5 protein-coding genes and 2 pseudogenes are annotated in these 7,128 nt (G+C 50.9%); 5 read left to right on the top strand and 2 right to left on the bottom strand.

Going from position 1 to position 7,128, the window contains the following annotated elements; all coding sequences use genetic code 11:
* Positions 1-192: hypothetical protein (locus tag EKM91_RS14230; RefSeq protein WP_338015989.1), on the bottom strand; the 192-nt coding region annotated here is incomplete at its 3' end.
* Positions 193-284: 92 nt separating this feature from the next.
* On the opposite strand from EKM91_RS14230, the gene pglZ reads away from it, so the two are divergent.
* From pglZ to EKM91_RS06910, 4 genes and pseudogenes are all read left to right on the top strand, one after another.
* Positions 285-2,819 carry a BREX-1 system phosphatase PglZ type A gene (gene pglZ, locus EKM91_RS06925; protein ID WP_125751780.1) on the top strand — a complete coding sequence of 845 codons (2,535 nt, stop codon included), beginning with the start codon at positions 285-287 and terminating at the stop codon, positions 2,817-2,819.
* Between the two features lie 46 nt (positions 2,820-2,865).
* Complete coding sequence (gene brxL, locus EKM91_RS06920; RefSeq protein ID WP_191987990.1) at positions 2,866-4,938, top strand: protease Lon-related BREX system protein BrxL; 2,073 nt, start codon at positions 2,866-2,868, stop codon at positions 4,936-4,938.
* A gap of 28 nt (positions 4,939-4,966) precedes the next feature.
* Positions 4,967-5,155, top strand: a pseudogene (locus EKM91_RS14180) (GmrSD restriction endonuclease domain-containing protein); the annotation flags it as partial.
* A 21-nt stretch (positions 5,156-5,176) separates the two neighbouring features.
* A pseudogene (locus EKM91_RS06910) lies at positions 5,177-5,302 on the top strand (IS30 family transposase); the annotation flags it as partial.
* Positions 5,303-5,359: 57 nt separating this feature from the next.
* On the opposite strand, the gene EKM91_RS06905 reads toward EKM91_RS06910, so the two are convergent.
* On the bottom strand, positions 5,360-6,559 hold the full coding sequence (locus EKM91_RS06905) for an IS256 family transposase (RefSeq protein WP_125751792.1): 1,200 nt from the start codon (positions 6,557-6,559) through the stop codon (positions 5,360-5,362).
* On the opposite strand from EKM91_RS06905, the gene EKM91_RS14255 reads away from it, so the two are divergent.
* Positions 6,513-6,947 (top strand): transposase, encoded by a 435-nt coding sequence (locus EKM91_RS14255; RefSeq protein ID WP_379896836.1) that lies wholly within the window; start codon positions 6,513-6,515, stop codon positions 6,945-6,947. The two genes, EKM91_RS06905 and EKM91_RS14255, sit on opposite strands and share 47 nt — an antisense overlap.
* Positions 6,948-7,128: the final 181 nt, after the last annotated feature.

Below are 7,128 nucleotides of genomic sequence, written 5' to 3'. Positions count from 1 at the left end.
AATGTCATCAGTTTTTACCGGTCCGCCATTGATGTTCACCACTTGATCATGGGGTTCTTCATTATAGTATTGGTACAGCCACCCAATGATCTCGACCTGCCCCTCCTTCTCCACGTCAAAATCATCCCGCGGCACCTCGGTCACGAGTTCCTTAATCACCCCATTCTGATAGCTGGGAGTGAACGATAAGATTAGCGAAGTATGGCATTGGCAGAGCCCCTTCGTTATACTTAACACAGGTTGAGAACACGGATAAGCGGACACTGAAACGGAGAATGAAAAACATGGCGGAGCTAGACACCAAGAAGATCGTGGCGGGTATTGAGAAACTGTTTGCGGACAATAATCACTTTGTCTTTTGGTATGACGCGCAGGGCGAGTTTGCGGACAACATTGCGGATATTACAGAGCAGTTGCGGGAACCGGTCGTTATCATGGGGAAAAACGAGCAGTTTAAGACCAAGCTGACGCTGGTGGCGATGGAGCAGCAGGGGCAGTCGGCCTTGGTTTATTCGCCGGCGCCGAAGCCAGATTTGACGGAGAATTTCATGACGGACATGCTTTACTATTCGCGGGAATACACCGCTAATGCGCTGGTCATGCTGCGGCAGGAGTTGCGAGTGCCGGACGAGGATGCCGCGACCTTCCAGGAGCAGAAACGGTTTTTTGCCAGCAAAGACCGCCAGACCAGATTTCAGAGACTCTATCAGCCGGGCAAGGATTTGCAGATGGCCATCATGGCTGCGCTGGCCGGGGCCAGTGATCACACCATGACGATGGTCTTGCGGGCCGTGCTGCAGGCCGGCATTGGTGATACCAATCCAGTTCTAGCAGAGTTTGAAAAATATGGTCTGCTCACCCAGTTCTGGGAGAACGTGCGGAACGCCTATGGCTTCAATGGTGCCACCAATTCGCTGCTGGATTTCACGACGGCCCTGTATTTGAACTTTGCCTATTACCAAATGGAGAAGGATCTGCCGCGGAGTATCGATAATTACAAGCTGACCAGCGCCAACAATGCCGTCACCTTTCTGTCCTTAGCGAGAAATGACCAGACATTTGCGGATACATATCGTCAGTTGGCCGAAGCAGTGTGGCAGCATCTTGAAAGCTTCAGTGGTGTTTCCCGGCAGCTCCAGCAACTGGATATTGTGGACTTGCTCAAGACGGATGTGTTTGCCAACTTTGACCGGCAAATCCTGGCGTGGGTTGTCGAGCGATTGCAGGCTGATGATTTCCATGCTGTGGCGGGGACGACGCCGTTGGCGGATGTCTTGACGCAACGAGAAAAGATGTACTTCGGTAAAACGTATCATGATGCGTATGCCTTACTGCAGGCTGCCTTGGTGATTCTCACGTACCGCCGGCGTGAGGTGAAAAACTTAGCGGCCGCCAAAGAACAATACATCACCACCGATTATGCGGTGGATACAGCGTACCGGCATTTCGTTCAGCGCTACGACCGGATTGCCATTGACCTTACGGATCTTCTGGAAGGTATCGCTGACAAAGTGGACAACACTTACGTCAATGAATTTCTCACCCCGACGGTGACAGCTTGGACCACAGTGTTTGATCCGCGAGACGTTGAACCGCGTAGCTGGCAGCGCAGTTTTTATCGGACATTTATCAGTTCTCCTAAGGAACGGATTGTCGTGATTATTTCTGATGCCTTTCGGTTTGAAGCTGCAGCGGAGCTGAAACGCAAGCTGGATGATCAGGATGTCTACAGTACAGAACTCGATACGGTATACTCTGGCTTGCCCTCTGTGACGTATTTTGGAATGCCAGCATTGCTGCCGCATCAGACATTAACCTATCAGCCGGACAAGACAGTCTTAGTGGATGGACTCAAAGCAGACACGCTGGAGAAGCGCCGTCAGATCCTGCAAAATCGGGATCCGCAGAGCAACGCCGACCATGTGATGACTTTTCTCAAAGACTGGGATACGCCGCAAAGAAAACAACTCTTGGCGGGGCAAAAGGTGGTTTACTTGTACCACAACGAAGTGGATGCCACTGGTGATGACGCGAAGACCGAGAAGCAGGTCTTTAACGCCACCGAGGAAGCCATCAACACAATTGCGCGGACAATCGGTTTTTTGCGTAATTTAAGTGTAGCGCACATCATCGTGACCGCCGATCATGGCTATCTGTACAAACGGTCTGGTCTGGATTCGGCGGACAAGATCGACATCAGCGGCCACGATCTGGACGTGTTGGGGCAGCGCTATGCAATCAGCAGTGAGACCATCGAGCAGCCCGGGGTGCGGTCACAGCGTCTGGGGGCACTGCTGAATAATGTTGATCAGCGGCGTGTCTATTATCCGGCCACGGATAGTATCTTCAAGTCCGCCGGAGCTGGACAAAACTACGTGCATGGCGGCGCGTCACCGGAAGAGATGATTGTGCCGGTGCTGCACGTGCGGACACAGAGTGGTCGATCCAAGGCCACACCGGTGTCGATTAAGGTCACTGAAGGCGCCCATCGCATCACCAGCCGCAGCGTGATGGTGCCCATTTCTCAGGAAGAACCGGTAACCGATAAGACCACCGCCGCCACCTATGTACTCTACTTTGTCGATAGCCAGGATCGCCCCATTTCTAACGAACAACGCTATGTAGCCGATAGCCGGGAGGATGATCCTCAGAGCCCGAGCCGGCGCCAGAGCTTCTACCTGACCTTGCAGGATCGGGACTTCGACAACAGCGGCGCATACTACCTGATTATTCAGAATGCGGAAACCAAGGAAGAGATTCAGCGGATTCAATATCAAATGGACTTGACGATTAAAGGGGATTTCGGCTTTGACATCTGATAACAAGCAAGAGAAAGAAAAGTTACGAGCGAAGAGTGACGGGGATGTGGCAGTGCCAGCGGAAGCCATTGCTCAGGAGCAAGCGGCAGAGAACGTGCAGACAGACTTGCTGGACAAGCTGGAGGCCTTTTTCCCCGGGCGCTTCGTGCGCAAGGATCTGACGCAAAAGATCAAGGAGGGGGCGAACGTCCCTACCTACGTGCTGGAGTTCCTGCTGGGGCAGTATGCCAACAGCTCGGATCCGGTGATCATTGAACGGGGCGTGGAAAACGTCAAGAAGACGCTGGCTAATAACTACGTGCGGCCAGACGAGGCGGAAAAGGTGAAGTCTCGGATTCGGGAAGAGGGAGCGTATACGGTCATCGACAAGATCACCGTGACTTTGAACTCGGATAAGGACCGATACGAGGCGGCGTTTGGCAACTTGGGGATCACCGGTGTACCGGTGGATGAACGCTACGTCCAGGACTATGAGCGGCTGTTGGTGGGCGGCATTTGGTCCATCGTACGGGTGCAGTACGACCATACCAGCGATGACCATTTTCTCATTGATCAGCTGACCCCGGTTCAGGTGCCGTCTGTGAACATGCAGGAAGTTTATGATGCCCGGGAGAAATTCACGACCGACGAGTGGATTGACTTGTTACTGCGGACAATTGGCATGGAGCCGACACAATTTGACGATCGGGTGAAATGGCTCATGGTATCGCGGCTGATCCCGTTTGTCGAGAATAACTATAACTTCGTGGAGCTCGGGCCCCGGGGTACTGGGAAGTCCCACGTCTACAAAGAATTATCGCCCAATTCGATTCTGGTTTCTGGCGGTCAGACGACAGTGGCCAACCTGTTCTTCAATATGGCGCGGCATGAAGTGGGGCTAGTCGGCATGTGGGACGTCGTGGCCTTTGACGAAGTGGCCGGCATCAAGTTCAAGGACAACGATGGCGTGCAGATCATGAAGGACTACATGGCCTCTGGCTCCTTTGCTCGGGGCCGGGACGAAATCCAGGCGTCGGCCGGGATGGTCTTTGTTGGGAATATCAATCAGCCGGTGGACGTGGTGATGCGGACGTCCAATCTGTTTGATCCGTTTCCCGCTGTCATGGCTAACGACACGGCCTTTTTGGACCGGATTCACAACTACTTGCCTGGCTGGGAGATTCCGAAGTATCGGCCGAATTTCTTTACGAACGGCTATGGCCTGATCACGGACTATTTCGCGGAGGTCATGCGGGCCCTACGGAAGATTTCTTACGGCGATGCTTTCGACAAGTACTTCACCCTGGGTAATCAGCTGAACCAGCGGGATACGATTGCGGTACGCAAGACAGTGTCTGGGATGGTGAAGCTGCTGTATCCAGATGGTAAGTTCACGAAGGACGACATTGCCCAGATTTTGGCGTTTGCGCTGGAGATGCGCCGGCGGGTGAAAGAACAATTGAAGAAAATTGGCGGCATGGAGTTTTACGATGTTAACTTTTCTTACATCGACAAGGAAACGTTTGACGAACATTTCGTTTCGGTGCCAGAGCAGGGTTCGACAGACTTGATTCCTGAGAATGAGGGCAAGCCTGGCCAAGTTTACACCGTTGCTTATGATGCGGATGAACGGTTGAGTTTGATAAAATTGGAGTCGCAGATGACGGCCGGCAACGGGAAGACGAGTTGGACCGGGATTCAGTCCAATCGGTTGGCGAAGGAAGAAATGGATACGGCGTTTAATTACCTCAAGGCCAATTTTTCCCAGGTTAGTCAGAATATTGCGCCGGCGCAGCATGACTACATTGTGAATGCGACCAACATGAATAATGGCGCCATGGCGGCGGAATTGTCGTTGGCGACCTATGTTGCGCTGGTATCCATTTCAGTGGGCAAGCCGGTCATTGGCGGGTTAGCCATTTTGGGAGACTTCTCCATTGGCAGCACCATTAAGAAAATGGACAGTTTGGCGGATCGGCTACAGGTGGCTCTGGATAGCGGGGCGAAGGCAGTCTTGATTCCATCCAGTGCCACGAGTGAATTGGGTACGGTGCCGGGAGATTTGATTGCGGCTTTCTCGCTGAAGTTCTACAACACGATTGAGGATGCGGTGATGAAGGCATTGGGTGTGCAGCAGTAGCGTAGACGTATAAGGGAGGCAATCAGCCGTGGCAGATTCGAAATACGACGTACAGAATAGTCAGATTGGTACATTATTGGGGTGGATTAACTCTGGGGAGATTGGGCTGCCGGAACTGCAACGGCCATTTGTGTGGCCCTCGACCAAAGTTCGGGATCTAATCGATTCGTTGTTTAATGGTTTTCCGATTGGCTACATTATCACTTGGAATAACCCCATGGCCCACGCCTGTACGGTCGTTCACGGCCGCACAGGCGTGGAACATTGGGAGGGTGACTTGGTCAAAGGCATTCGCTCAGCTGATAAGCCAGCATTAATGACCCTCACAGAACGGTACAGCCGGACTGAAATCATCGTCAAGATTGAGAGTGTCAAGAATGTTGTGTAAAAAAGGAAACTTCGCCCGCGTGAATTGGCAATTCTAAAACATCGAATCAAGCGTGTCGTGACAGTCCTTGAATCCCCGATGTGCTCGATTCTCAAATTTATCGTTGTACTCCATCACTTGCGTCATGACAAAGCGATCGAGGGCTCCTTCGTTTGGAAACTGCTCTTTACGTCGGACCATCTTCTTCAGGCTCTTATTGAACGACTCAATTAGGTTCGTCGAGTAGATGGTCTGACGGATCGCAGTTGGAAAACTTAAGAACGTGAATAGCTCCTCCATTTGGACTAGATTCTTGATTCGACGCTTATAACTGGACTCCCACTTAGCACTGAAAGCCGCCAATCGTTCTTTGGCGGCTTGTAGGTTCTCTGCTTGCCGAATAGCCTTAAAGTCGGTGATAATCTCCCTGCGATCGTTTTTGCGAACGTACCCTAAAAGGTTGCGCTCTGCGTGGACCCAGCACCGTTGAAACTTCGCCCGCGGGTAGTTAGCCTCAATCGCAGATTGAAGTCCAACTAAACCGTCGGCGATGAACAACTGAATATCTTTAATCCCCCGTGCGCGTAATCCCTGGAGTAGTTCAGACCAAGCGGCTCCGTTCTCGGTCGGTGCGATACTGTAGTCAAGAACTTCCTTACCGCCGTCACTTCGAATTCCGATCGCTACGTTAACGGCTTCTCGTTCAACGGTACCACGGCGTAACGGAATGTAAGTAGCATCGAGGAACACACAGACGTACTGTGAGTACTTGAATTTGCGCTCGTGGAACTCTTCAACCAGGTGTTCCGTCCGCTTAGTGATGTTTGAAACCGTGGTTGGTGAGTAGTAGTGGCCGTACATTCTCTCAACCATATCAGCGATTTCACGAGTTGTGACGCCCTTGGAGTACATCTTGATGACCATTTCCTCCAGTCCATCAGTCCGACGCACGTAAGGAGGGAAGAGGGCGTTTTGAAACTTGTTTAACCGGTCCCGTGGGATCGTCAGATTAATTGAGGGATTAATTTCACCGTACTCAGTGTCGATCGTGCGGGTGTACGCCCCGTTCCGGTAGTTCACGTCGTCTTTTGATCGGTCGATCCGGGTATGTGGTTCGTAGCCTAGCACCGCAGTCAGTTCATTTTGAAGGAACTGATTAGCGGCCACTTCAATTTGACGACGTAAGACTTCATTCAGGGTAATATCTTTGTCGGAAGATAGCGCTGCGATAATATCTTTGTTAAACTGGGGTATTCCAGGAATCTCAAACACAACCGCTGTCTTACTCTTAGGCACCTTAGGTGACATTCGACGCTTTCGGAACCCGAATGCCTTAAATGCTTTTGTTGGAGTGGATTTGCGTCATTATGAATCCGGACAATTTATTACGGCTGACCATATTAGTAAACGCGGTAATACAATGGCTCGTAAAATCTTATACCGAACCATTGGCCAAATGGCTTCAGCTAGTCACTACCATCAGTGCCACATCGCAGACTACTACTTGCAAAAGAAAAAATCTTCCCAGAGCCGGAACTCCAAGAAGATTGCGATCGCAGCTGTCCATAAACTGATTAGAACCATCTACCACCTAATAATCTATGGTCAGAAGTATGATTATCAACTTGCCAAACACTGCTAATTGACAAGGATAACCTTTTGATCAATCTCTATTATAGCCAGTTTAACGATAATTTTAAAATGATTTTTGAACTGGCTGGTTTTAGTGTACACAAAATCAGCGTCCAAAACTGTTATTGGTAATAATAAACTCAAAAAGTCAGGCCAAAACAGTAATTAAGCACTGATATAACTTGGCTTTG

Source organism: Lacticaseibacillus baoqingensis (genome assembly GCF_003946165.1).
Taxonomy (GTDB): domain Bacteria; phylum Bacillota; class Bacilli; order Lactobacillales; family Lactobacillaceae; genus Lacticaseibacillus; species Lacticaseibacillus baoqingensis.
Note: the sequence above shows the minus strand (reverse complement) of the source record. Positions and strands in the feature narration are given on the sequence as shown.